This is a genomic window from Burkholderia sp. Bp9012, assembly GCF_003853825.1.
In the GTDB taxonomy this organism is placed as follows: Bacteria; Pseudomonadota; Gammaproteobacteria; order Burkholderiales; family Burkholderiaceae; genus Burkholderia; species Burkholderia diffusa.
Window position 1 is genome coordinate 128890 of sequence record NZ_QTQA01000018.1, and the last position, 23578, is coordinate 152467.

Consider the following 23578-nt stretch of genomic DNA (forward strand, 5'->3'; position numbering starts at 1 on the left):
GGTCTGAAACGTAGGAAAGCGGTGTTTGCACGGGACGCTTCGGCATTTTCTGCTGCGCGCCCCGCGGGGCCGGGCGCGCGCGTCAGTAGCCGCGCGCGCGATCGACGACGCCGATCATCGGCTGCCCCGCGCGATGGCGCGCGAGGTTTGCGAGCACGGCGTCGGCTGCGGTGTCGGGCCGCGTCGCGCTGGCGATGTGCGGTGTGATGCGAATGCGCGGATGCGTCCAGAACGGGTGGTCGGCCGGCAAAGGTTCCGGGTCCGTCACGTCGAGGATCGCGCTGTCGAGGCGGCCGCTGCCGAGCGCGGCGAGCAGCGCGGTCGCATCGAGCTGCGGGCCGCGCCCGACCTGCACGAGCGATGCGCCGGCCGGCAGCGCGTCGAACACGCGCGCGCCGAGCAGGCCGCGCGTGTCGTCGGTGAGCGGCAGCAGGCAGATCAGGATGTCGGTGCGGGCCAGGAACGCGTCGAGCGCCGCGTCGCCCGCGTAGCAGTCGATGCCGTCGAGCGTGCGCGGCGTGCGGCTCCAGCCGGCGCACGGGAAGCCGAAGCGCAGCAGCGTGTCGAGCACGGCCTGCCCGAGCGTGCCGAGCCCGAGCACGCCGACGCGTCGCGACGCGGCGGTGCGCACCGGCTTCTCGCGCCACACGTGCTCGCGCTGCTGCGCCGCATAGTCGAACAGGTCGCGATGGATCGTCAGCACGGCCTGCGTCACGTATTCGACCATCCCTTCGACGATGCCCGGCTCGATCATCCGCACGACCGGGATGTGCGCGGGCACGCACGACAGGTCGAACTGGTCGATGCCGGCGCCGACCGAAAACACGATCTCCAGATTCGGCAGCAGCGCTAACGGATCGTCGGGCGGCTGCCACGCGGCGAGATAGCGCACGGCTTCGGGATCGCCGATGTCCGGCCAGATCCGGAACGCGAGGTCGGGCGCCTGTTGCGCGAAGCGCTGCGCCCATTGCGCGCCGCGCACCGGGTCGGCCTTGTAGAGAAAGCTCATCGTGCGTGCGGTTCAGCCGAGCGCCTGGTTGACGATCGCGAACGCGCGCAGTGCCGGATCGCGGGCAGGCGCCGCGCCGCGCGCCATCGCGACGACGGTGTCGACGCGCGGCAGGCCGAGCCCCTGCAGCCAGTCCGACAGCCCGCTGTCGCCCGGCACGTCGACGCGCACGAACATGCCTTCGTGCAGCGCGAGCCAGTGGCTGATCAGCGCCTGCGCGCGCAGCGCGTCCGGTGCGATCACGGGGCCGATCACGTGGCCGCGACCGAAACGGCGAAAGAGCGCGAAGCCGAGCAGTTCGCCGTCGCGGTCGAGTGCGATCCCGTTGGCGACGCCGAGCAGCGCTTCGATCACCGCATCGCGCGGGTAGCCGGCCGCGCGCGATGCGAGCGCGGCGAGGCGCGGACCGTCGTTGGTGCCGAGCGGGCGCAGCCGCTCGCCCGGCGGCAGGGAGATCAGCGGCGGCTGGAACGCGGCGCCCTGGTGCTGGTCGATCGTGCCGATCGCCGCGAAGCCGAACTTCACGTAGAGCGGTTCGCCGGACGGTGTCGCGTGCAGGAGGATCGTGCGCGTGCCGAGGCTGTCGACGACGCGCGCAAACAGTTCGCGGCCGATGCCGCGACCTTGGCGCTCGGGCGACACGATCACCATGCCGAGCGATGCGTGCGACTCGCCGAAGCGCCAGCCGAGCGCGGTGCCGACGATGCCGGATTCGTCTTCGGCGACGAAGCCGCTGCCGAGCTGGAATGCGAAGCGCCAGTCGTCGAGCCGGTGCGGCCACTTGACTGCTTCCGACAGCCGCAGCGCGGCAGGCAGGTCGGTCTCGGCGAAAGGACGATAGGTAAGCGTGCTGGAAGAATTGAGGTCGGCCACGCCGGACTCCGGATGGGTAGGAATGACATGTCGACTGTGCCAGCGCCACCTCGGCGCGGATAGGACGATTCGCCTGTTTTCCGGCGGCGACGAGCGCGCGAGAGAGATCGACGCAAACCCGCTCGATCGGCGTGCGCGAACGCGCGGATCGTGCCGCCTCGGACCGTCTTCCCGGCAGCTTCTGCTGCATGAACGCCAGTACGATGGAAGCGGGGTGGCGCGCCGCTCGCTGCCGCGCCGAACCGCGTGGCGGCTACGCCGGGCACGCGCGTCGCGGTTTTGCGAGACCCGTCGGCCGGCCCGAGCGCACCGCCCGGAATCGCACCGCAGATCGTGCCGTGCAGCGCGCCCAACACGCGGTGATTCTGCGTTTTGACCGGCGTCGAACGATGCGCGAAGGACTTTTTGCCCTGATTCAATTTCGTACAACCCAGCCCGTCCCCGGCCCTGCCGGGGCTTCACACCGACAGGACGTCACCATGATCCAATTTGAACCGAAGTTCATCACGTTCGACTGCTACGGCACGCTGACCCGCTTCCGGATGGCGGAAATGGCGCGCGAGGTCTACGCGGACCGGCTGTCGCCGGTCGCGATGGAGGAATTCGTGCGCGCGTTCGCCGCCTATCGGCTCGACGAGGTGCTCGGGGCGTGGAAACCGTACCGCGACGTCGTCGTCAATGCGATCCGGCGCACCTGCGCGCGCATCGGCGTGCAGTTCGACGAGGCCGAGGCCGAGCGTTTCTATCATGCGGTGCCGACGTGGGGTCCGCATCCGGACGTGCCGGCCGGGCTTTCGCGGCTGGCCACGAAGTACAAGCTGGTGATCCTGTCCAACGCGTCGGACGACCAGATCATGAGCAACGTCGACAAGCTCGGCGCGCCGTTCCATGCGGTGTTCACCGCGCAGCAGGCGCAGTCGTACAAGCCGCGGATGCAGGGCTTCGAATACATGTTCGGCAAGCTCGGCTGCAAGCCGGAGCACGTGCTGCACGTGTCGTCGAGCCTGCGCTACGACCTGATGACGGCCGAGGACCTCGGCATCAAGCACAAGGCATTCGTGAACCGCGGCCACGAGCCGGGCACGCCGTTCTACAACTACTACGAGGTGTCGGACATCGGCCATCTCGCGACACAGCTCGGGCTGTAAGCGACGCCGCGCCGGCGTGGGGCCGCGTGCCCTGCGCGCGCGGCCGTGCCCATCCCGATCGACCGGGTGGCGCGACGGCCGTTCCGCCTTGCGCGTGCGATCACCGCACGAAACGAGGGTAATTACCGATACAGAGCCATTCAAGGCAGGGCCGCCCGGGCCGATATATGTACCGAACGGTTAATATATCGAGGCCCTCCGCATGAAGTTGTCCACGAAACTGCTGATGCTCGTCGCCGCGGCGCTGCTCGGCGTTGCATTGCTTGCCGCGATGTCGCTGTATACGCTGCGCGACGCGCTGATCGACAGCCGTCGTGAAGAGATCGTCATTCTTCTGACCAAAGCCGAGCATCTGGTCGACGCGTATCGCGCGATGCAGGCGAACGGCACGCTCACGCCAGATCAGGCCCAGCAGCAGGCCAAGGCCGCGTTGTCCGCGCTCAATGCGAATTCGAAAAGCTACTACTGGGTGACGACGTCCGACGGCGTCAACCTCGTGCATCCGAACGCGAAGTTCATCGGCACCCGCGCCAAGGGCAACCGCACGACCAGCGGCATGACCGACAGCGAGGCGTACCGCGCCGGAATGGCCCAGGCGCATTTCGCGCTCGTCGACGTGCTGATCAAGCGCAGCCCGGACGCGGACGTGGAACCGAAACTCCAGGGCGTGGTCGCCATTCCGGAGTGGGACTGGTGGATCGGCACGGGATTCTTTTACGACGACATCAATGCCGCGTTTACGCGGCTCGCGCAGGTGCTGGGCGCCATCACGCTCGTCATCGCCGCGGCGCTCGCGGCGATCGCGTGGGGGGTGTTGCGCAGCGTCCGGCGCACGCTCGGCGGCGAGCCGGCGCATGCGACGCACATTGCGGCCCGCATCGCCGCCGGCGAACTGGACGTGCAGTTCGATACGGCGAACGCCGCGCCGGGCAGCCTGCTCGTCGCGCTCGCCGACATGAAGGCCCGACTGACCGAGACCATCGCCGAAATCCAGACCACGACCCACTCGATTGCCGTCGGCACCGGCGAGATCGCGCAAGGCAATCTGGACTTGTCGCAGCGCACGGAGGAACAGGCCGCGTCGCTGCAGCAAACGGCCGCCAGCATGGAGCAGATCACGTCGACGGTCAAACAGAATGCCGACAATGCACGTCAGGCGAATGCGCTCGTGACCCACGCGAAGGAGGCGACCGAACTCGGCGGCGCCGCGGTGCGCGAAGTCGTCGAAACGATGCGGCAGATTTCGGACGGATCGGTGCGGATCGCCGACATTACCGTCGTGATCGAAAGCATCGCGTTCCAGACGAACATTCTCGCGCTCAACGCCGCGGTCGAGGCCGCGCGGGCCGGCGAGGAAGGGCGCGGGTTCGCGGTCGTGGCCTCGGAGGTCCGCTCGCTCGCGCAACGCAGCGCGGCGGCCGCGAAAGACATCAAGGGATTGATCGAGGCGTCGGTCGAGCGGGTCGGCAGCGGCAGCCGGCTCGTCGAGACAGCGGGCGCGCGCATGACGGAGATCGTGCGGTCGATCGACCGGGTGGCCGACATCATGGGCGAGATTTCAGCGGCATCCGCCGAGCAAAGCACCGGCATCGAGCAGGTCGGCCTGGCGGTCGCGCAAATGGACGAAGTGACCCAGCAGAATGCCGCGCTGGTGGAGCAGGCTGCCGCCGCCGCGTCCTCGCTGGATGAACAGGCGGCACGCTTGCGGGCCGCCGTATCGGTGTTCAGGCTGGCTGCCTGACGGCCGCGTGCCGGCATCTGCCGGCAACGACATCATCGCGTCTCCCTCACGCCACGCCGGCATCGACCGCATCGACCGCATCGACCGCATCGCGGCAGGGAATCACGGCCTGGTGGCCCGTCACGGGTTCGTTCCCGGCGTCGGGCAACCCGGCCGTCTTCCCGTTATCCGGCAAAGCCGCCTCGAAGTCGCCGCAATCTCCCGATCTTTCAGGCTCAAGGCGTCCTCACGGCCGGCACCCGCTGTCGCATGTGCGCGCGGCGTTCCGGTCGTTTCGGGCACTGCGGGCCGCGAGTGCGCATTCCACGCAAACATGCTGTTTGAGGGAGCCGAACGCGCTTCGGATGCCGAACGGCCAATTTTGTCGGCGCAATCTGCCGCGTGCATCACTTTACGATTTCCTTCGTCGCGCACGCGCAGCGCAGCCGTCGCGACGTGGCATCGAGCAAACGGCGGCGCGCGTGGTCACGCAGCAAATCATGCTGCGCAGGTGGCCCAAAACGGTCGAATCGTGTCGTGCAGCCGCCCCGAATCGCGACAACCCGCATTTTGGCGATGCTTAAATGAACTCAATGCGCACGACGTCGTGTTCGCCACCAGCAGGCAGGCGCGGCGGGTTTTCTCGAACCACGCTGGATCCCAGGACCCCACTTTCCACAGTCAGGAGCAGTTCGGATGAGCGACGATATCGACAACGGCGGCAAGGGCGGCATCACGCGCCGCGACATGATGCGGGTCATGGCGGCGAGCGGCATGATGGCCGTCGGTGGCGGCGGCCTGCTGACCGGCATGCAATCCGCGTTCGCCGCGCCCGCGCCGAAGCGCGGCGGCAAGATCCGGGTCGCGAACGAATCGAGTTCGACGGCCGATACGCTCGACCCGGCCAAGGGCTCGACGGGCGCCGACTACATTCGATTCTTCATGTTCTACAGCGGCCTCACGCAGCTCGATGCGAGCCTGACGCCGCAGATGAATCTCGCCCAGTCGTTGCAGACGACCGACGCGAAAACGTGGGTCATCAAGCTGCGCAAGGGCGTCACGTTCCACGACGGGAAACCGGTCGGGCCGGCCGACGTGGTGTTCTCGCTGATGCGCCACAAGAACGCGGCCACCGCCTCGAAGGTCAAGCCGCTCGCCGATCAGTTCGCCGATGCGAAGGCGAGCGGCCCGGACGAGGTCACGCTCACGCTCGCCAGCGCGAACGCCGATCTGCCGGTGATCCTCGCGACGCCGCAGCTCGTGATCGTCAAGGACGGCACGACCGACTTCAGCACCGGCATCGGCTGCGGCCCGTACAAGCTGAAATCGTTCAAGCCGGGCGTGTCGACCGTCGGCGTGCGCAACGACAGCTACTTCAAGCCGGGGATGCCGTATCTCGACGAGATCGAGCTGATCGGCATCAGCGACAGCGCCGCGCGCCTGAACGCGCTGCTGTCGGGCGACGTGCACCTGATCAACGCGATCGATCCGCGCTCGACGCAGCGGGTCGCGTCGACGCCGGGCTATGCGCTGCAGGAAACCAAGTCGGGGCTCTATACCGACCTGATCGTGCGTAGCGACAACCCGATCACCGCGAACCCGGATTTCGTCGAAGGGATGAAGTACCTGTTCGATCGCGAGCAGATCCGCTCGGCGGTGTTTCGCGGCTACGCGGTGATCGGCAACGACCAGCCGATCCCGCCGGGGCATCGCTACTTCAACGCATCGCTGCCGCAGCGGCCGCACGATCCGGACAAGGCGAAGTTCCTGTTCCAGAAGGCGGGCGCACTGGGCGCCACGCTGCCGCCGATCTATGCGACGTCCGACGCGAACGGGTCGATCGAAATGGCCGTGCTGCTGCAGCAGGCCGGCCAGAAGATCGGGCTGAACCTGCAGGTGAACCGCGTGTCGCCCGACGGCTACTGGTCGAACCACTGGATGAAGCATCCGCTCGGCTTCGGCAACATCAATCCGCGCTCGAGCGCCGACGTGTTGTTCACGCAGTTCTTCAAGTCGGACGCGCCGTGGAACGAGTCGGGCTGGAAGAACGCGAAGTTCGACCAGTTGCTGCTCGCCGCGCGATCGGAAACCGACGACGCGAAGCGCAAGCAGATGTACGGCGACATGCAGGTGCTCGTCGCGCAGCAGTGCCGGGTCGGCATTCCGGCCTTCATCAGCTTCCTCGACGGCTACGACAAGCGGCTCGCCGGTCTCGGCTCGATTCCGACTGGCGGAATGATGGGCTTCATGTTCGCCGAGCACGTGTGGTGGAACGCCTGAGCACGACGCGTGCCGCCGCCGCGCGACCAGTGCGGGCCCTCGCCCTGGTCGCGCGCGAATTTTTCCGGAGTGCCGCTTCATGAATCGAATCCTGCTCGGGCTGATCGGCCGGCGCATCGCGGTTACTGCGCTGACGCTGCTGATCGTGTCCGCGATCATCTTCACGATCACGAACCTGCTGCCGGGCGACGCCGCGCAGGCCGCGCTCGGCCAGTCCGCGACGCCGGAGACGGTCGCCGCGCTGCGTCAGCAGTTCGGCCTCGACATGCCGGCCCACGTGCGCTACCTCCACTGGCTCGCGGGGCTGCTGCACGGCGATTTCGGCCGCTCGCTTTCGGGCGACATGCCGGTGTCGGAGATGATCGGCACACGCCTGCCGAAGTCGCTCGCGCTCGCGGCGATCACGACCGCCGTGTCGGTGCCGATCGCGCTGCTGCTCGGGATCCTGGCGGCGGTCAAGCGCGAGTCGGTGGTCGATCGCGTGATCAGCCTCGGCACGCTGTCGCTCGTCGCAACGCCGGAATTCCTGATCGCGACGGTCGCCGTGCTCGTGCTGGCCGTGAAGCTGCACTGGCTGTCTGCGCTGTCGTACAGCGGCCCGATCGAAAGCCTGCACGATTTCCTGCGCGCGTATGCGATGCCGGTGCTGACGCTGTGCGCGGTCGTGATCGCGCAGATGGCACGGATGACGCGCGCCGCGGTGATCGAGCAACTGAGCGCGTCGTACGTCGAGATGGCCGTGCTCAAGGGCGCGAGCCCCGCGCGTGTCGTGCTGCGCCATGCGCTGCCGAACGCGATCGGCCCGATCGCCAATGCGGTCGCGCTGAGCCTGTCGTATCTGCTCGGCGGCGTGATCGTCGTCGAGACCATCTTCAACTATCCGGGGCTCGCGAGCCTGATGGTCGATGCCGTCGGCAACCGCGATTTCCCGCTGGTCCAGGCGTGCACGCTGATCTTTTGCGTCGCCTATCTGACGCTCGTGCTGTTCGCCGACCTGTGCTCGATCGTGTCGAACCCGAGACTGCGGACCTGAGCGTCCCGTCCTCCTTCCGAGATGCCGCCCATGCACCCGACCGAACCCGTTCAACGCAGCAGCGCGCTGCCGCCGTCCGGCGATCAGCCTCCGCCGTGGAGCGGCGCGACGCCGCCAGCCGCGCCCGCCCCCGACCAGCCGCGCAAGCGCCGCGCCGCGCGCGTGAAACTGACGACCGGCGGCCGCGTCGGCCTGTCGATGGTCGGTCTGATGCTGTTCATCGCGGCGTTCGCGCCGCTGCTCGCGCCGCACGACGTCGGCGCGATCGTCACGCCCGACGTGTTCGCGCCGTTCAGCGCGAAGCTGCCGTTCGGCTCCGACTTCCTCGGCCGGGACATGCTGAGCCGGATCCTGTACGGCACGCGCCTGACCGTGCTGCTCGCGCTCGCGGCGGTGTTGCTCGCCGCGCTGACCGGCACGACGCTCGGGCTGCTCGCGACCGTCTCGGGCCGCGCGGTCGACGAGACGATGAGCCGGCTGCTCGATGCGCTCACGTCGATTCCGTCGAAGATGTTCGCGCTGATGTTCGTCGCCGCGTTCGGCTCGTCGCTGCCGCTCCTGGTCCTGACCGCCGCGGTCAGCTACATGCCGGGCTCGTACCGGATCGCACGGGCGCTGGCGGTCAACATCAGCACGCTCGAGTTCGTGCAGGTCGCGCGGGCCCGCGGCGAGAGCGCGCTGTACATCGCGTGCGTCGAGATGCTGCCGAACATGATCCACCCGATGCTGGCCGATACCGGGCTGCGCTTCACGTTCGTCGTGCTGCTGCTTAGCGGCCTGAGCTTTCTCGGGCTCGGCGTGCAGCCGCCGTACGCGGACCTCGGCTCGCTGGTGCGCGAGAACATCGCGAGCCTCGGCGACGGCTCGGCCGTCGCGATCATGCCCGCGGTCGCGATCGCGATCCTGACGGTGGGCGTCAACCTGTTGATCGACGGCCTGCCGCATCGCGGCCGCCGCAAGGGCGCGGCCGCTGCCGCGGGAGAACACTGATGCGAGATGAATCGACTCCGCTCGTCGAGGTGCGCGGGCTGCGCGTCGTCGGCGGCCGGCCGGGCGGCGAGGAAACGACGATCGTCCACGGCGTCGACTTCGAGATCGGGCGCGGCGAGGTGCTCGCGCTGATCGGCGAGTCCGGCTCGGGCAAGACGACGATCGCGCTGTCGCTGATGGGCCATGCGCGTGCCGGCTGCCGGATCGCCGGCGGGTCGGTGAAGCTCGGCGGTGTGGACGTCTGCACGTTGCCGGCGCCGGCGCTGGCCGCGCTGCGCGGGCGCAAGGTCGCGTATATCGCGCAGAGCGCGGCCGCCGCGTTCAACCCGTCGCGCACGATTCTCGACCAGGTGATCGAGAGCGCGCTGATCCACAAGACGATGACGAAGCGCGATGCGCAGGCGAAGGCGGTCGAGCTGTTCCGCGCGCTCGCGCTGCCCGAGCCGGAGACGATCGGCAGGCGCTATCCGCACCAGGTGTCGGGTGGCCAGCTGCAGCGGCTGATGGCCGCGATGGCGCTGATCACCGATCCGGAGCTGGTGATCCTCGACGAGCCGACCACGGCGCTCGACGTCACCACGCAGATCGACGTGCTGCAGGCGTTCAAGAGCGTGATCCGGCGCTGCGGGATGAGCGCGGTGTACGTGTCGCACGATCTGGCGGTGGTCGCGCAAATGGCCGACCGGATCGTCGTGCTGAGCGATGGCGTGATCCGCGAATCGGGCGACACCGAACAGATCCTGCATGCGCCGACGCATCCGTACACGCAGAGCCTGATCGCGGCGGTCACGCCGAGCGATGCCGAACGTGATGCGCTCGCGGCGAGCGCCGCGCCGGCGCCGCTGCTCGACGTGCGCGGCGCGGTCGCCGGCTACGGCGGCCGTACCGCGAAAGGCTTTCCCGCGAAGGTGATCCTTCACGAAGTGGACCTGCGCATCGGGCGCGGGCAGACGGTCGGCGTGATCGGCGAATCGGGCTCGGGCAAGACGACGCTCGCCAAGGTGATCGCGGGCCTCGTGCCGGCGACGGCCGGGCAGATCCTGCTCGACGGCGAGCCGCTCGCGCTCGACATCGGCAAGCGCACCAAGGAGCAGCACCGCCGCGTGCAGATCGTGTTCCAGAACGCCGATACCGCGCTCAACCCCGTGCATACCGTCGAGCGCACGCTGGCGCGGCCGCTCGCGTTCTATCACGGGATCAAGGGCGCGCGTGCACGGCAGCGCGTCGCGGAACTGCTGGAACTCGTGCGGCTGCCGCAGGCGGTCGCCGCGCGGCGTACCGGCGAGCTGTCCGGCGGGCAGAAGCAGCGCGTGAACCTCGCGCGCGCGCTGGCGGCCGAGCCCGACCTGATCCTGTGCGACGAGGTCACGTCGGCACTCGACACCGTGGTCGGCGCCGCGATCATGGACTTGCTGCGCGACCTGCAGGCGAAGCTCGGCGTGTCGTACGTGTTCATCACGCACGATATCGCGAAGGTGCGCGCGATCAGCGACGACATCGTCGTGCTGTACGCGGGCCGCCGCGTCGAAACCGGTAGCCGCGATGCGCTGTGCGCGCCGCCCTACCACCCGTATTCGCACCTGCTCGTGTCGTCGGCACCGGAGTTGCGCGCGGGCTGGCTCGACGTTGCGGCCGAGCGCTGCCACCGGCCGCTGGTGCCGATCGGCGCGAGCGCCGACGATGTCGAGCTGTGTCCGTTCCTGTCGCGCTGCGCGATGCGGGTGGACGGCGTGTGCAACCGCACCGCGCCCGCGCTGCGCACGCTCGAGAACGGCGCGCAGGTGCTGTGCCATCGCAGCGAGGAAGACCTCGCGCGCTTCCAGGCCGAGCCGGCGGCGGGCGTCGCGCCGGTGCAGCCGGTGCGTCTGTAGCGCGCCGCGCGGCCTTCCGCATAGTGTGCTGCGGCGGTCGTGCAAAACGGTGGATCGTGCGCGCGCCGTGCGCGAATACGCGGCAACTGCGCTTTTTGACGGTGATTAAATGACTTTCAACGGGCGATCGCCAATCGCTGTCGCCGGAATGCTCGACAAGGATCCGATGAAATTCGAATCGTACTGGCTGGATACCCGCCCCGCGTTTCGTGCCGGCTGCGAAGGGCCCGTGGAAGGGCGCGCCGACGTGGCCGTGATCGGCGGCGGCTTCACCGGCCTGTCGGCGGCGCTTGCGCTGGCACAGCGCGGCGTATCGGTGGTCGTGCTGGAAGCCGCGCAGATCGCGGGCGAAGCGTCCGGCCGCAACGGTGGCCAGTGCAATACGGGTGTCGCGCAGGACTACGCATCGCTGGCCGCACGCATCGGCGCCGAGCCGGCGAAGCAGTTCTATCGCGCCTACGAAAGTGCGGTGAAGAGCGTCGAGACGATCGTCGCCGAGCATGCGATCGAGTGCGACTTCCGGCGGGCGGGCAAGCTGAAGCTCGCGGCGAAACCGCAGCATTTCGCGGGACTCGCGAAGACGTTCGACGCATTGCGGCGCGACGTCGATCCGGATATCGAACTGATCGAGCCGTCGCGAATCCGCGATGAAATCGCGTCCGACGGTTTCCACGGCGGGCTGTTGCAACGCAATGGCGTGCAGATGCACATGGGCAAGTTCGGCGTCGGGTTGGCGCAGGCGGCCGTGCGAGCCGGCGCACGCATCTACGAGCACGCGGCCGTCACGCGACTCGATCGGATCGACGGCGAGCGCCACACGATCACCAGCACGCGCGGCACGCTCGTCGCCGATCGCGTGCTGGTCGCGACCGGCGCGTCGCAGCATGGCCCGTTCGCGTGGTTCCGGCGGCGCATCGCGCCGGTCGGCAGTTTCATCGTCGTCACCGAGCCGCTGCCCGACGCGCAGTTGAACCGGCTGTTCCCGCATCGCCGCGCATACGTGACGTCGCGCCAGATCGGCAACTACTTCCGCGTGACGCCCGACAACCGGCTGCTGTTCGGCGGCCGCGCGCGCTTCGCGATGTCGAGCCCGCGCTCCGACGCAAAAAGCGGCGAGATCCTGCGCGCCGGCATGGCCGGCTATTTTCCGGAACTCGCGAACGTGCGGCTCGATTACTGCTGGGGCGGGCTGGTCGACATCACCGCCGACCGGCTGCCGCGCGCGGGTCAGCACGACGGGCTCTATTACTCGATGGGCTACAGCGGCCACGGCGTGCAGATGTCCGTGCACATGGGCCGCGTGATGGCCGACGTGCTGTACGGCGCGGCCGCGTCGAATCCGTGGCGCGAACTCGACTGGCCGGCGATGCCCGGCCATTTCGGGCAAGCGTGGTTCCTGCCGTTCGTCGGCGCGTATTACCGGATGCAGGATTTCCTGCACTGAAGCGGCTGCCTCGGGAAGATTCGATATGAACGCACGATTCGTTTGCCTGCTCGCCGCCGAAGAACGTCGCCGCGACGGGACGGGCGTCGGTGACACGATGGCCTCGATGATCGAGCGATGGTCGATCGCGCATTTCGCCGCACAAGGCGCGACCGTTGAGACGATTGCATGAGGACGGCGAGCATGGCCACCCTGTTCCACGATTTGCCTGAAGGCGCGACGCCGCGCGCACTGCGTATTCCGCAGCCCATCTCGCCGGCGATCGGCGACGTGCTGCGCACGATCGATGCATCGTTCGCGCAGCCGCTGAACCTCGACACGCTCGCGGCGGTGGCCGGACTGAGCGTGTCGAGGTTCACGGCGCGTTTTCGCAGCGAAGTCGGCTTGTCGCCGCACCGGTATCTGTGTCTCGTGCGTGTGCGGCGTGCACAGGATTTGCTGCGCGCCGGTCTGGCGCCGTCGGTCGTCGCGACCGAGGTCGGCTTCTTCGATCAGAGCCATCTGTGCCGGCATTTCCGGCGGGTGCTCGGGATTACGCCGCGCGATTACGTGGTCGCCCGGGCGGGTGACGCCCCGGCGCGAACGTCGTCGATGCGCACGCATGCCGAACGCAGCGAAGCGTCGTGTCACGCCGCGTAGGCGCGGCGCGGGCGACGCCCGCGAACAACGATTTCCGATACCGCGCGACGGGTTCTCGACAACATCGCCGCGCACAGGCAGGAGCAGAAATGACCGCAGTTTTCGTGTTGCATCGTGCCGACGGCACGGCCAATACAACAGCTTTCCGCAAGGAGGCATTCGGTGAGCATGATCCTTTCGCGCGACATCGTGAGATCGCGTGGGAAGGGCCCGATTCGATGGCCGCCGGGCGTATCCGTTTCGTCGGCGAGCTCGATGTCACGCGTTATCCGCACATCGAGACCCTCGTCGTCGTCGAAGGCGAGCTGACGCTGGAAGCGGCGGGCGCCGCACCGTTGGTGCTCGGGCCGGGGGAGGGGGCAGTGATCGGCGGCGGCACGGCGCTTCGCGTCACCGCGGAATCGCGCGTGCTCGTCACGTTCTGCGCGGCTGCATGCGCGCAACCGACGAAGCGCGGCCTGTTCCCGCTGTGTGCCGACGCCGACTTCAAGCCGTCCGCATCGCTGCCGGCAGAGGTGCTGCTCGGCCCCGCACCGCAATGCCGTAGCGACAACGTGTTCATTGACGACGGCGCCGAGTACTGCGCGGGCACGTGGGATTCGACGCCCTATCACCGGATCGTTCGCCCGCATCGCGTGAACGAGTTCATGCTCCTGCTCGCCGGCAGCGTACGGTTCGCCGCACCCGACGGCAGCGTGCTGTCGCTCGGCGCCGGCGACGCGCTCTTCGTGCCGCGCGGCGCATCGATCGGATGGGAAAGCAGCGAACGCGTGGCGAAATTCTACGTCGTGCAAAACATCCACGTATCAACCGAACGAGACTGAACATGTCCCCTCCGTTGCGCCAAATCGAAACGCCGTCCACGCCGCCGGCTTCGGCCGATGTCGTCGTGATCGGCGGCGGCATCATCGGCGTCTTCACTGCCTACTACCTGGCCCGGCGCGGCGTGTCGGTCGCGCTGGTCGAGAAGGGCCGAATCGGGGCCGAGCAGTCGAGCCGCAACTGGGGCTGGTGCCGGCAGCAGAACCGCGACGAACGCGAATTGCCGATGGCGAGCAAGAGCATCGATCTGTGGGAGCGATTCGCCGCCGAATCCGGCGAAGACACGGGCTTTCACCGCTGCGGGCTGCTGTACCTGAGCAACGACGAGGCCGAGCTGTCGCGGTGGGCCAGCTGGGGCGATTTCGCGAAGACCGCGGGCGTAACGACGTACATGCTCGACAGCAAGCAGGCCGGCGAGCGCGGGCACGCGACCGGGCGGTCGTGGAAGGGCGGCGTGTTCTCGCCGAGCGACGGCACGGCCGACCCGGGGAAGGCCGCGCCGGCCGTAGCGGCCGCGGTCATGAAGCTCGGTGGCAGCATCAACCAGCACTGCGCGGCGCGCGGCATCGAGCTGGAGGGCGGGCGCGTCAGCGGCGTCGTTACCGAGGCGGGCGTCATCAAGACCAGGACGGTCGTGCTCTCCGGCGGCGCGTGGGCGTCGTCGTTCTGCCGACAGTTGGGGATTCGTTTTCCGCAGGCGTCGATCCGTCAGTCGATCCTGAGCGTGTCGCCTGTCGAGCATCCGCTGCCGGATGCGCTGTATACGTCCGGCGTGTCCATCACCCGCCGCAGCGACGGACGCTACGCACTGGCGATCAGCGGCCGCGCACGCGTGGACCTCACGCCGCAGTTCCTGCGCTTCGCGCCGCAGTTCGTGCCGATGTTCGCGAAGCGCTGGCGCAATCTTCTTCCGGGCGGCCTCGAAGGCATGCGCGGCGGACACGAAACGCTGAAGCGGTGGCGGCTCGATGCGCCGACGCCGATGGAGGCGGTGCGCATCCTGGATCCGAAGCCAGACATGCCGACGGTCGCCGAAACGTATCGACGTGCCGTCGAACTGCTTCCTGAACTTCGCGAGTCGACGATCACGCACGCATGGGCCGGGTTCGTCGACAGCACGCCGGACGGCGTGCCGGGTATCGGCGAAGTGCCGGGCGTGCCGGGATTGATCCTGGCGGCAGGCTTTTCCGGGCACGGCTTCGGCATCGGCCCCGGCGCTGGTCACTTGATCGCGGATCTCGCCACGGGTGCGCAACCGATCGTGGACCCGGTGCCGTATCGGCCGAGCCGGTTCGGCGATTCCGCCTGGGGCAAGGTTGCCGACTTCTAGTTCGCGGTCGTCACTGGAACGACGGTGGCGGCCTCGGGACGATGCGTTTCGATCCGGACGGCGCGCGAGCGGCCGGATCGGTGTGGTGAATGCTCGCCGCGCTGTGTAGCCTGGTGCTGCCGACATTGGAGTGCGTGATGCGTTTCGGATCCTACTGGCTCGATACGTCCGAGCCGTTCATGAGCCGCTCGACCGAGCGGCCTGACGGAAGTTGCGACGTGGTGGTGGTGGGCGGCGGGATCACGGGTTCGGCGGCGGCGCTCGCGCTGGCGAAGAAGGGCGCGCGCGTGGTTGTCTGCGAAGCGGGCACCGTGGGACAGGCGGCGTCGGGACGCAACGGCGGCATGTGCAACAACGGCTTCGCGCAGGATTACGCGTTCCTGTCGCAGCGCATCGGCACGGAACTGGCGAACCGGTTGTATCTCGCATTCGACGCGGGCGTCGATACGGTCGAGCGGCTGGTCAGGGAGGAGGCGATCGATTGCGACTTCGCGCGCCGCGGCAAGCTCAAGCTCGCAGCGAAGCCCGAGCACTACGACAAGCTCGTGCGAAGCCAGGCGCTGCTCGCGGCAAGCGTCGACCCGGACACGCGCCTGGTGACGAAGGCGGAGCTGCACGATGAGATCGGTTCGAACCGCTATCACGGCGGGCTGATCTTCGAGAAGAGTGCCGGGATGCACGTCGGCCGCTATGTGCGCGGCCTGGCGAACGCCGCGCAAGCGCGCGGCGCGCACATTCTCGAGCATGCGCCGGTGCTCGGCATGACGCGGGAGGCGGGCGGCGCCTACGCGGTGCGAACGCCGCTCGGCGAGATCCGTACGCGCCAGGTGCTGCTCGCGAGCGGCATTTCGCAGATCGGCCCGTTCGGCTGGATCCGGCGCAGGATCGTGCCGGTCGGCGCGTTCATCATCGTTACCGAGCCGTTGCCGCGCGAACTGCTCGACCGGTTGCTGCCGACCCGCCGGATGGTCACCGACACCAAGAACTTCGTTAATTTCTTTCGCGTCACGCCCGACAACCGGATGCTGTTCGGCGGGCGCGCGCGGTTCGCGACGTCCAACCCGCGTTCGGACGAAAAGAGCGGGCTGATCCTGCGACAGCAGATGTCTGCCGTGTTTCCCGAACTGGCTGCCGTGCGCATCGACTATTGCTGGGGCGGGATGGTCGACATGACGGCCAACCGCCTGCCGCGCGCGGGCCAGCGCGACGGCGTGTATTACTCGATGGGCTATAGCGGCCACGGCACGCACATGGCGACGCTGATGGGCACGCTGATGGCGGAGATCATGGACGGACGCGCCGATCTCAATCCATGGAAAAGCTTCGACTGGCCCGCGATTCCCGGCCATTTCGGCAAGCCGTGGTTTCTGCCGTTCGTCGGCGCATGGTATCGACTCAAGGACACGCTGCAATGAATTCACTGGTCAATTCACCGGTTCGTCATCTGATGGAAGCCGGCAGGCTCGATCGCTTCTTCATCGACGGCGACTGGGTTTTACCCGACGGCGGCGAGCGCTTCGCGGTCGTCTGCCCGTCCACCGAAGACGTGCTGTGCGACATCCCGCTCGGCAACGCACGCGATGCCGACCGCGCGGTGCGCGCCGCGCGCAACGCGTTCGAACGCTGGGCCGCGACCTCGCCGCAAGAACGCGCCGCGCTGCTCGACCGCGTGCACGCATTGATGCTGGAACGCGCGGAACGGTTCGCCACGGCGCTTGCGCTCGAAATGGGCGCGCCGATCAGCTATGCGCGCGGCGCCCATGTGCCGCTCGCGGCCGAACATATCCGGGTCGCGCGCGACAATCTGGCCCGCTACCCGTTCGTCACGCGGCGCGGGACGACCGCGGTCGTACGCGAGCCGATCGGCGTATGCGTGCTGATCACGCCGTGGAACTGGCCGATCTATCAGATCACCGCGAAGGTCGGCCCGGCGCTCGCGGCAGGCTGCACGGTGGTCCTGAAACCCAGCGAGCTGTCGCCGCTCAGCGCGCTGCTGTTCGCGGAAGTGATTGCCGATGCGGGCGTGCCGGCGGGCGTCTTCAACCTGGTGAGCGGCAGCGGCGAGGCGGTGGGTGGTGCGCTTTCGTCGCACCCCGAGGTCGACATGGTATCGATTACCGGGTCGACGCGCGCGGGCGTGCTCGTGGCGCAGGCGGCGGCCCCGACCGTCAAGCGCGTCGCGCAGGAGCTGGGCGGCAAATCGCCGAACATCGTGTTGCCGGATGCGGACCTGCAGCAGGCGATCGGGCCGGGCGTGGCCGCCGCGTTCCGGAACATGGGGCAATCGTGCAGCGCGCCGACCCGCATGATCGTGCCGCGCGACGTGCTCGGCGCGGTCGAGGAACTGGCCGTCGCGGCAGCGCAACGGCTGATCGTCGGCGATCCGTTCGACGGCGCGACGACGCACGGGCCGCTCGCCAATCGCGCGCAGTTCGGTCGCGTCGCGCAGATGATCGACGCGGGCATCGACGAACGGGCGAAGCTGATCGCCGGCGGCCCCGGACGGCCCACGGGATTCGACCGTGGCTTCTATGCGCGGCCGACGATCTTTTCCGACGTCCGCACCGACATGGCGATCGCGCAGCAGGAGATCTTCGGTCCGGTCCTGGCGATTCTTCCGTACGATACGGTCGACGAAGCCGTCGCGATCGCGAACGACACGGTCTATGGGCTCGGCGCGCATGTGCAGGGCGCCGACAAGGAACGGGCACGTGCGGTGGCTGCGCGCATCCGGTCGGGGCAGGTGCATCTGAACTACCCGGCATGGGATCCGCAGGCGCCGTTCGGCGGCTACAAGCAGTCGGGCAATGGTCGCGAGTACGGGATCGAAGGGATGGAGGAGTATATGGAGACCAAGTCGATCGTCGGCTTTTACGACTGACGCAGCCGTCTATTTTTCGAAGGTGCCGAAATTGGAAAACCCCGTCATCCCCGACACGTCGCTTCAAGCGCATCACGCGCACTGGGCGAAGCTGCGCCGGGACCTGCATGCGCATCCCGAGCTGCGATTCGAAGAACACCGGACGGCCGACGTCGTCGCCCGCGAGCTCGAAGCGCTCGGCTATGCGGTGTCGCGCGGGCTGGGCGGTACAGGCGTCGTCGCGAGCCTGCCTGGCGCGGATCCGGGCCGCGGCATCGTACTGCGCGCTGATCTGGACGCGTTGCCGATCCACGAAGCCAACGACTTCGCGCATGCATCGTGCACGCACGGGATCATGCACGCGTGCGGCCACGACGGCCATGCCGTGATGTTGCTCGGCGCCGCACGCGTGCTGAAAGCGTTGCCGCAGCTGCCGGGCACCGTCCATTTCGTGTTTCAGCCCGGCGAGGAGGGCGGCGCGGGCGCGCGGAAGATGATCGACGACGGGCTGTTCGAGCAATGCCCGGCGGAAGCGGTATTCGGCATGCACAACTGGCCCGGCTTGCCGGCCGGGCATTTCGGGTTGCGCACGGGCCCCATCATGGCCGCGGGCTGCCGGTTCAGGATCACGGTGACCGGCAAGGGCGCGCATGCGGCGCAGCCGCACCTGGGCATCGATCCCGTCCCGCTCGCCTGTTCGATGGTGCTGCAGTGTCAGACCATCGCCGCGCGCCACAAGGATCCCGTGGATCCCGCCGTCATTTCCGTCTGCATGTTCCATGCGGGAACGACGGACAACGTCATTCCGGACACCGCCGAGCTGCGCGGGACGATTCGCACGCTGTCGTCGGCATTGCAGCAACAGTTGCAGCGCGACGTCCGGCTCATGTGCGAGGCGCTCGCCCGCGCTCATGGCGCGCAAGCCGACGTCGAGTTCTTTCAGTACTATCCGGCGACGGTCAACACGCCGGCCGAGACCGCGCTCTGCGAAGCGGTGATTCGCGACACCTTCGGCGACGCACGCGTTGACGCCAACGTGCCGCCGAACATGACGTCCGAAGATTTCGGCTTCATGCTCGAGGAGCGCCCCGGCGCTTATGTGCTGATCGGCAACGCGCCGGCCGGAACGGCGGCGCCGGCGCTGCATCACCCGAAATACGATTTCAACGACGACATCATTCCGGCCGGGGTACGGTATTGGGTCGCGTTGGCGCAGCATTACTTCAGGCGATCGCCGTGAGTGCGTGCGTGATGTCCGAGCAGCGGGCAGTGGAGGCGAAGCCCGCCGCGACACGCATTCGGAGCCCCGGCACGCATCACGCGCCCTGAGCGAGCGCCCTCACCTGAGCGGCCGACATCGCGCTGCGATGGATGCGGAATTCGTCGATCACGCCGTTGAAGAACGGGTCGCAATGCACGTCAGCTGCGTCACTGGCGGCTTGCGTCGAATGTCGCGAACCTGTTCGCCCGGCGCTACGTCAGCGGCCGCAAATCATACGCAGTATGCGTGTTCGGCAACGAGCGAACGGTGCTCGCGAGCGCGAAATACAACCGGCAGCTGCGGCCGCCGTGTTTCGATACGGCGGTGGTTGCCGATTTCGAGAGATCACGCATCGCGCGCGTGCTGCGGGAGCACCCAGAGCATCCGGCCAACCGCCTCGGCCTGATTTCGGGAATGCGTCTTGTCGTAGATCGCGCGCAACTGGGTGCGAACGGTCGAGAGCGACACGCCGGCAATGGCCGCGCATTCCTCCGGCGTCTTGCCGCCGACCAATGCTTCGGCGACGGCGGCTTCGGCGCTCGTCAAGCCGAATGCCTGCCGAAGTTGCTGAGCGACGACGAGCGGAGCGGCGCTGCGGCGCCTGGCGGTGATCAGTATCGCAGCGTCGCCGAGTGCGCCATCGCGTGCTTGTCCGGATAACGAAGCGATGCCGATGAAGATTTCGTGCGCGGCGCTCACGGTGCCGGCCAGCGCAAGGTTCTCGCTTTTGCGGGTCTTCGCGACACGTGCCACGGCCGCCTTGAGTGCATCGTTCTGCGGTGCGCTCGCCGCGCTCAGATGCCCGTGCTCGAGCTTGAGGCAAGTGGTGGCGCGCAACATCGACTCTGCGGCCCGGTTGACGAATATGACGCGCGAATGCCGGTCGAGCGTGAAGACGGACAAGCCCAGTTCCTCCATCAGTTCGCGGCCGAGCGCAGCGTCCCGACGCAGCACGCTTGCATCCTGCCAGAGGTTGATCGCGCGTTGCAGATGCCCGGCCATGCCCGTCAGGTTCGCGCGTTCCTCTGACGAATAGGGCGGTCGGCCGTGCGCTCTCAGCAAGCCGAGCAGGATGTCGTCGCTGCCCGGGCGCGCGAAGCGCATTCCCATCAGGTAGCGAATGCCCGACGGAATCTGATAGTCCTGAAAGAATTCGCTGCGCTCGACATCGCGTTCGGTCAGATGATCCTGGCAGCAAACGAATTCGCCGAGCGGTGCATTCTCGACGAAGCCGCGGCGCGGATCGAGCGCGCCGTAATACTGGTCGTAGAGTGCGACGATCGTGTCGAATTCCGCACGCGGCGAATAGATCGAGAATTTCGGTGCATTGCGCGCGGCGTCCCAGCTGAACATATGAAAGACGTTTGCGCCGAGCGATTCGGATACCCGATGGAAGACTTCGAGAAAACCATCCGGGCATAGGGCGGCCTCGTAGAGGTCCCCGATGAGCTGGTCCCGTTGCATGTTCCACCCCGCCGCGTAATGATTTTGTATGCGGATTTTGTCTGACGATATTGATTCGAATACCGAATTTGATTCAGGCTAACACAGGCTATTTGCCTTCCGTACCGCATTGTTTCTGGATTTTCATTCACTTGAATGATGATCGCAAAAATCGCCTTTGCGAGAATTCCGGTCAGCGTGCATGCGCGTTGCGTATCGCACCTGACAACCAGAAGACTCGCGGGGGAAAAACAATGAAACTCAAACCTGTCGTGTGGGGTATCGCAGCGCTGGTGGTGTCTGCTTGTGGAGGCGGCGGTTCATCTTCGTCACCATCCGAACCTGCCGCACAGACGGTCAGCGGCGTCGCGGCCGCCGGCGCGGCCATGCAGGCCGCGGCGGTCAAACTGATGGATGCGACCGGCAAATCGGTCGACTGTCCCGCCGACGCCACGACCGGCGCGTTTCATTGCGCCGTGACCGGACTGACCGCGCCTTTCGCGTTGTCCGCTTACGGCAACGTCGCGGATTCTCAGGCCACGCTGATCGCACTCAGTGCCGCGGGCGGCACGCAGACGATCAACATCACGCCGATCACGAATGCGATCGCCGCCACGATCATCGGCGACAACCCGACGAAGCTGCTGGCCGACACCGGATTGCTGCAGAGCAAGGTCACCGCCCAGGCGGTGGCCAGCACGGTGCAGGCCTATTCGTCGGCACTGGCCGACCTGCTGACCGCAACCGGCAATACGGGCGTCGACCTGATTTCCGGCCCGCTGACGGCCGGCGGGCCGGGCCTCGACCGGCTGCTCGACCAGGTGAAGATCAACGTGTTGCCGGACGGCGGCGTTCAGATCAGCTCGGTGGCGGGCGCGTCCAGCGATACGCCGGTGCAGCTTCAGCTCGCGCCCGGTGTCGCGCCGCAGCCGAGCGACAAGGCCAGCCTGCCGGCCGCCGCGACCATCAACGGCACGGTGGTGTCGAACCTGCCGAGCGCGAGCGACCTGGCGGGATTGCAGAGTGCGCTCAATCAGTGTTTCGCCGGTTCGACCGGCGCGGCGCGCGCGGGCGGCAACGTATCGGCGTGCGGCCGGATCTTTGTCGACGGCGTCGCGCCGGGCGCGCTGAACGCAGGCGTGCCCGCTGCCTATCTCAACAACGGCATGTCGGCCGACCAGGAATTCGGCGCGCATGCCGGCGGCGCGCCGGGCATCGTGGCCGACGATGCGATGAACAATGCCAACTTCAGCTTGCCGGAAGTCATCCGCGTTATCGCCAGCGACACGATGTGGGTCAAGCTCGCGTGGACGCGCACCGACGGCATTCGCGACGGCATGCAGCAGCATGTGCAACTCGCGGTGCAGGCGAGCAGCCTCGCGAGCGGCGATACCGGCTGGCGCGTGGTCGGCAATCAGCGAGCGGTGCTGAGCAAGGTGAACGCGAATGCGCAGAAATGGGACTGGCTGAATCCGGCCAATCCGTCGACGGGGACCAACGCGTTCGTCGATTCGCTCAACCTGCAGGTCGGCACCGTCGATGCATCGGGCACCGCGGTGGATTTCGCGATCGTCAACGGCCCGGGATTGCGAAACGGCGTGTTCCTCCAGCCGTCGAGCGGTACGTGCGACACGCTGAACATCCGCGCGCAGATCGCGAGCGGGCAGACGCCGGCCCAGCTCGCCGCGCTGACGAAGAATGCGCAGTGCCGCAACAATTTCCGCCTGGCCGGCGTCGCGCAGGACCCGGCCAGCCAGAGCCTGTTCACGTGGCCCGGCGATGCGCCGCGCAACAACACCGCGTGGGCGAAGCCGCAACTGAGCGCCGCCGAGCTGGCCGACATCAAGCCCTTCAGTGCCTATACGATCGACGTCTACCAGAACGGCGACACGTCGGCGCCGGCCAGGCACTACACGGTCAGGCTGCGTACACCTTCGCCGTTGCCCGACGCGCTGCGCCAGTATGCGTGGCACGATCTGGCGCAGTCCACGCGCGATAGCCTGACGCCCGGCACCGCCAGTACGTTCGCGGGCGGCGCGACATTCCCGCTGAGCTGGACGTCGAAGGCAGGGCTGCCGTTCGTCAAGCGCGGCAACGTGCAGATTCGCGCGACCGCGTCGGGGCAGCCCGCGCCGACGTTCGTCAACGGTTCGGCACAGGCGTCGCCGGTCCTGCCGGGAGCGGCGGTGACGCTCAACGTGCCGGGCGACCAGGGCGTCGCGTTCCCGTCGGTGGCCGGCTGGACGGGCAGCACCGACTTCTCGTTCGTGAACCTGAGCTGGTCCGACACGGTCGACACGCTCTTTACCGAGTCCTTCGAGTACGACCGGTGACGGAGGCCGGGCAGATATGCCCGGTGAGAATGGGCTGGCGGGGTGATTTTTTATCCCGCCGGCCCTTTTTGCGTCATGGCGTGGCGAGACGATGCGCGCCATGTCCTGAACGGCCTTCGAGCATGAGTATTTTTATTGTCAATTCATCAGGCATGACTCGGGAGACGGCCACGCAGTCCACACGCGTGCAGCGCCGACGTTACTCGGCAGAATCATTCTCCGTCGATTCCCGGCGCTTGCGGATGCCCAGCAAAGGGCGTTGGCGATTCCGAGTCCCAAGCACCGCCCCGCCAGACAACCTCACATCGTCCATCGCGACGCTTCCCGTCGGCTCGTCACATCGCGCCACCAGGCCCGCCGTATCGAAGCTGTAACGTTTTCGGTGCGATTTTCCCTGTTCCGCGTGCTTTCCATTGCAGGTGGGTGTCGCGGCTGCGTGGTTGCGAGACTGGCACGTTGTTAGCTTCATGGATTGCGGTGGGAACGATAGTTGCCGCGCGTTCGTGATCGTCCGACGAATCG

Annotated in this window: 20 protein-coding genes; 16 read left to right on the top strand and 4 right to left on the bottom strand. The window is 67.6% G+C overall.

Features of this window, described 5'->3' with window-relative positions:
* Window positions 1-82 precede the first annotated feature (82 nt).
* Both DIE11_RS23800 and DIE11_RS23805 read right to left on the bottom strand, forming a co-directional pair.
* Window positions 83-1009, bottom strand: a complete 927-nt coding sequence (locus DIE11_RS23800) for a glyoxylate/hydroxypyruvate reductase A (RefSeq protein WP_124627508.1) — start codon at window positions 1007-1009, stop codon at window positions 83-85.
* Window positions 1010-1021: 12 nt separating this feature from the next.
* On the bottom strand, window positions 1022-1882 hold the full coding sequence (locus DIE11_RS23805; RefSeq protein WP_124627510.1) for a GNAT family N-acetyltransferase: 861 nt from the start codon (window positions 1880-1882) through the stop codon (window positions 1022-1024).
* Window positions 1883-2361: 479 nt separating this feature from the next.
* On the opposite strand from DIE11_RS23805, the gene DIE11_RS23810 reads away from it, so the two are divergent.
* The 15 genes from DIE11_RS23810 (at window position 2362) to DIE11_RS23875 (ending at window position 19259) form a co-directional block, all read left to right on the top strand.
* On the top strand, window positions 2362-3030 hold the full coding sequence (locus tag DIE11_RS23810) for a haloacid dehalogenase type II (RefSeq protein WP_124627512.1): 669 nt from the start codon (window positions 2362-2364) through the stop codon (window positions 3028-3030).
* 202 nt (window positions 3031-3232) lie between these two features.
* Window positions 3233-4771 carry a methyl-accepting chemotaxis protein gene (locus DIE11_RS23815; RefSeq protein ID WP_059599591.1) on the top strand — a complete coding sequence of 513 codons (1539 nt, stop codon included), beginning with the start codon at window positions 3233-3235 and terminating at the stop codon, window positions 4769-4771.
* A 7-nt stretch (window positions 4772-4778) separates the two neighbouring features.
* Window positions 4779-5450: a hypothetical protein gene (locus DIE11_RS36515; RefSeq protein WP_185633810.1), complete on the top strand. Its 672-nt coding sequence runs from the start codon at window positions 4779-4781 to the stop codon at window positions 5448-5450.
* The gene (locus DIE11_RS23825; RefSeq protein WP_059599589.1) at window positions 5447-7030 is read left to right on the top strand and encodes an ABC transporter substrate-binding protein; all 1584 of its coding nucleotides are present in this window, start codon (window positions 5447-5449) and stop codon (window positions 7028-7030) included. Before DIE11_RS36515 ends, DIE11_RS23825 begins: the two co-directional genes overlap by 4 nt.
* Before the next feature lie 79 nt (window positions 7031-7109).
* A complete protein-coding gene (locus DIE11_RS23830) occupies window positions 7110-8063 on the top strand; it encodes an ABC transporter permease (RefSeq protein WP_124627516.1) in 954 nt (317 codons plus the stop codon).
* A gap of 30 nt (window positions 8064-8093) precedes the next feature.
* Complete coding sequence (locus tag DIE11_RS23835) at window positions 8094-9053, top strand: ABC transporter permease (protein ID WP_124627518.1); 960 nt, start codon at window positions 8094-8096, stop codon at window positions 9051-9053.
* A complete protein-coding gene (locus tag DIE11_RS23840) occupies window positions 9053-10924 on the top strand; it encodes an ABC transporter ATP-binding protein (protein ID WP_124627520.1) in 1872 nt (623 codons plus the stop codon). The genes DIE11_RS23835 and DIE11_RS23840 overlap by 1 nt, the downstream gene beginning before the upstream one ends.
* A 166-nt stretch (window positions 10925-11090) precedes the next feature.
* Entirely contained in the window at window positions 11091-12368 is a 1278-nt protein-coding gene (locus DIE11_RS23845; RefSeq protein ID WP_124627522.1) for an FAD-binding oxidoreductase, read from the top strand.
* 25 nt (window positions 12369-12393) lie between these two features.
* Entirely contained in the window at window positions 12394-12540 is a 147-nt protein-coding gene (locus tag DIE11_RS36520; RefSeq protein WP_185633811.1) for a hypothetical protein, read from the top strand.
* Window positions 12541-12551: 11 nt separating this feature from the next.
* Window positions 12552-13007: a helix-turn-helix domain-containing protein gene (locus DIE11_RS23850; protein ID WP_124627524.1), complete on the top strand. Its 456-nt coding sequence runs from the start codon at window positions 12552-12554 to the stop codon at window positions 13005-13007.
* Between the two features lie 89 nt (window positions 13008-13096).
* On the top strand, window positions 13097-13831 hold the full coding sequence (locus tag DIE11_RS23855) for a cupin domain-containing protein (RefSeq protein ID WP_124627526.1): 735 nt from the start codon (window positions 13097-13099) through the stop codon (window positions 13829-13831).
* A gap of 2 nt (window positions 13832-13833) precedes the next feature.
* The gene (locus DIE11_RS23860) at window positions 13834-15159 is read left to right on the top strand and encodes an FAD-binding oxidoreductase (protein ID WP_059599580.1); all 1326 of its coding nucleotides are present in this window, start codon (window positions 13834-13836) and stop codon (window positions 15157-15159) included.
* A 137-nt stretch (window positions 15160-15296) separates the two neighbouring features.
* On the top strand, window positions 15297-16574 hold the full coding sequence (locus DIE11_RS23865) for an FAD-binding oxidoreductase (protein WP_124627528.1): 1278 nt from the start codon (window positions 15297-15299) through the stop codon (window positions 16572-16574).
* Complete coding sequence (locus DIE11_RS23870; RefSeq protein WP_124627530.1) at window positions 16571-18040, top strand: aldehyde dehydrogenase family protein; 1470 nt, start codon at window positions 16571-16573, stop codon at window positions 18038-18040. The genes DIE11_RS23865 and DIE11_RS23870 overlap by 4 nt, the downstream gene beginning before the upstream one ends.
* A 31-nt stretch (window positions 18041-18071) precedes the next feature.
* Window positions 18072-19259: a M20 aminoacylase family protein gene (locus DIE11_RS23875; protein ID WP_124627575.1), complete on the top strand. Its 1188-nt coding sequence runs from the start codon at window positions 18072-18074 to the stop codon at window positions 19257-19259.
* A gap of 76 nt (window positions 19260-19335) precedes the next feature.
* Here the strand turns inward: DIE11_RS23875 and DIE11_RS36735 are convergent, their stop codons facing one another.
* On the bottom strand, window positions 19336-19437 hold the full coding sequence (locus DIE11_RS36735) for a LamG domain-containing protein (protein WP_148093056.1): 102 nt from the start codon (window positions 19435-19437) through the stop codon (window positions 19336-19338).
* Window positions 19438-19625: 188 nt separating this feature from the next.
* A complete protein-coding gene (locus tag DIE11_RS23880) occupies window positions 19626-20744 on the bottom strand; it encodes a helix-turn-helix transcriptional regulator (RefSeq protein ID WP_124627532.1) in 1119 nt (372 codons plus the stop codon).
* Window positions 20745-20977: 233 nt separating this feature from the next.
* Here DIE11_RS23880 and DIE11_RS23885 point away from each other — a divergent pair, with 233 nt between their 5' ends.
* A complete protein-coding gene (locus tag DIE11_RS23885) occupies window positions 20978-23056 on the top strand; it encodes a hypothetical protein (protein WP_124627534.1) in 2079 nt (692 codons plus the stop codon).
* The last annotated feature ends 522 nt before the right edge of the window (window positions 23057-23578 follow it).

Bases quoted from the DNA above. Each gene is read 5' to 3' on its own strand.
- DIE11_RS23800 (WP_124627508.1), bottom strand. From the start codon at position 1,009: ATGAGCTTTCTCTACAAGGCCGACCCGGTGCGCGGCGCGCAATGGGCG.
- DIE11_RS23810 (WP_124627512.1), top strand. From the start codon at position 2,362: ATGATCCAATTTGAACCGAAGTTCATCACGTTCGACTGCTACGGCACG.
- DIE11_RS23815 (WP_059599591.1), top strand. From the start codon at position 3,233: ATGAAGTTGTCCACGAAACTGCTGATGCTCGTCGCCGCGGCGCTGCTC.
- DIE11_RS23825 (WP_059599589.1), top strand. From the start codon at position 5,447: ATGAGCGACGATATCGACAACGGCGGCAAGGGCGGCATCACGCGCCGC.
- DIE11_RS23830 (WP_124627516.1), top strand. From the start codon at position 7,110: ATGAATCGAATCCTGCTCGGGCTGATCGGCCGGCGCATCGCGGTTACT.
- DIE11_RS23835 (WP_124627518.1), top strand. From the start codon at position 8,094: ATGCACCCGACCGAACCCGTTCAACGCAGCAGCGCGCTGCCGCCGTCC.
- DIE11_RS23840 (WP_124627520.1), top strand. From the start codon at position 9,053: ATGCGAGATGAATCGACTCCGCTCGTCGAGGTGCGCGGGCTGCGCGTC.
- DIE11_RS23845 (WP_124627522.1), top strand. From the start codon at position 11,091: ATGAAATTCGAATCGTACTGGCTGGATACCCGCCCCGCGTTTCGTGCC.
- DIE11_RS36520 (WP_185633811.1), top strand. From the start codon at position 12,394: ATGAACGCACGATTCGTTTGCCTGCTCGCCGCCGAAGAACGTCGCCGC.
- DIE11_RS23850 (WP_124627524.1), top strand. From the start codon at position 12,552: ATGGCCACCCTGTTCCACGATTTGCCTGAAGGCGCGACGCCGCGCGCA.
- DIE11_RS23855 (WP_124627526.1), top strand. From the start codon at position 13,097: ATGACCGCAGTTTTCGTGTTGCATCGTGCCGACGGCACGGCCAATACA.
- DIE11_RS23860 (WP_059599580.1), top strand. From the start codon at position 13,834: ATGTCCCCTCCGTTGCGCCAAATCGAAACGCCGTCCACGCCGCCGGCT.
- DIE11_RS23865 (WP_124627528.1), top strand. From the start codon at position 15,297: ATGCGTTTCGGATCCTACTGGCTCGATACGTCCGAGCCGTTCATGAGC.
- DIE11_RS23870 (WP_124627530.1), top strand. From the start codon at position 16,571: ATGAATTCACTGGTCAATTCACCGGTTCGTCATCTGATGGAAGCCGGC.
- DIE11_RS23880 (WP_124627532.1), bottom strand. From the start codon at position 20,744: ATGCAACGGGACCAGCTCATCGGGGACCTCTACGAGGCCGCCCTATGC.
- DIE11_RS23885 (WP_124627534.1), top strand. From the start codon at position 20,978: ATGAAACTCAAACCTGTCGTGTGGGGTATCGCAGCGCTGGTGGTGTCT.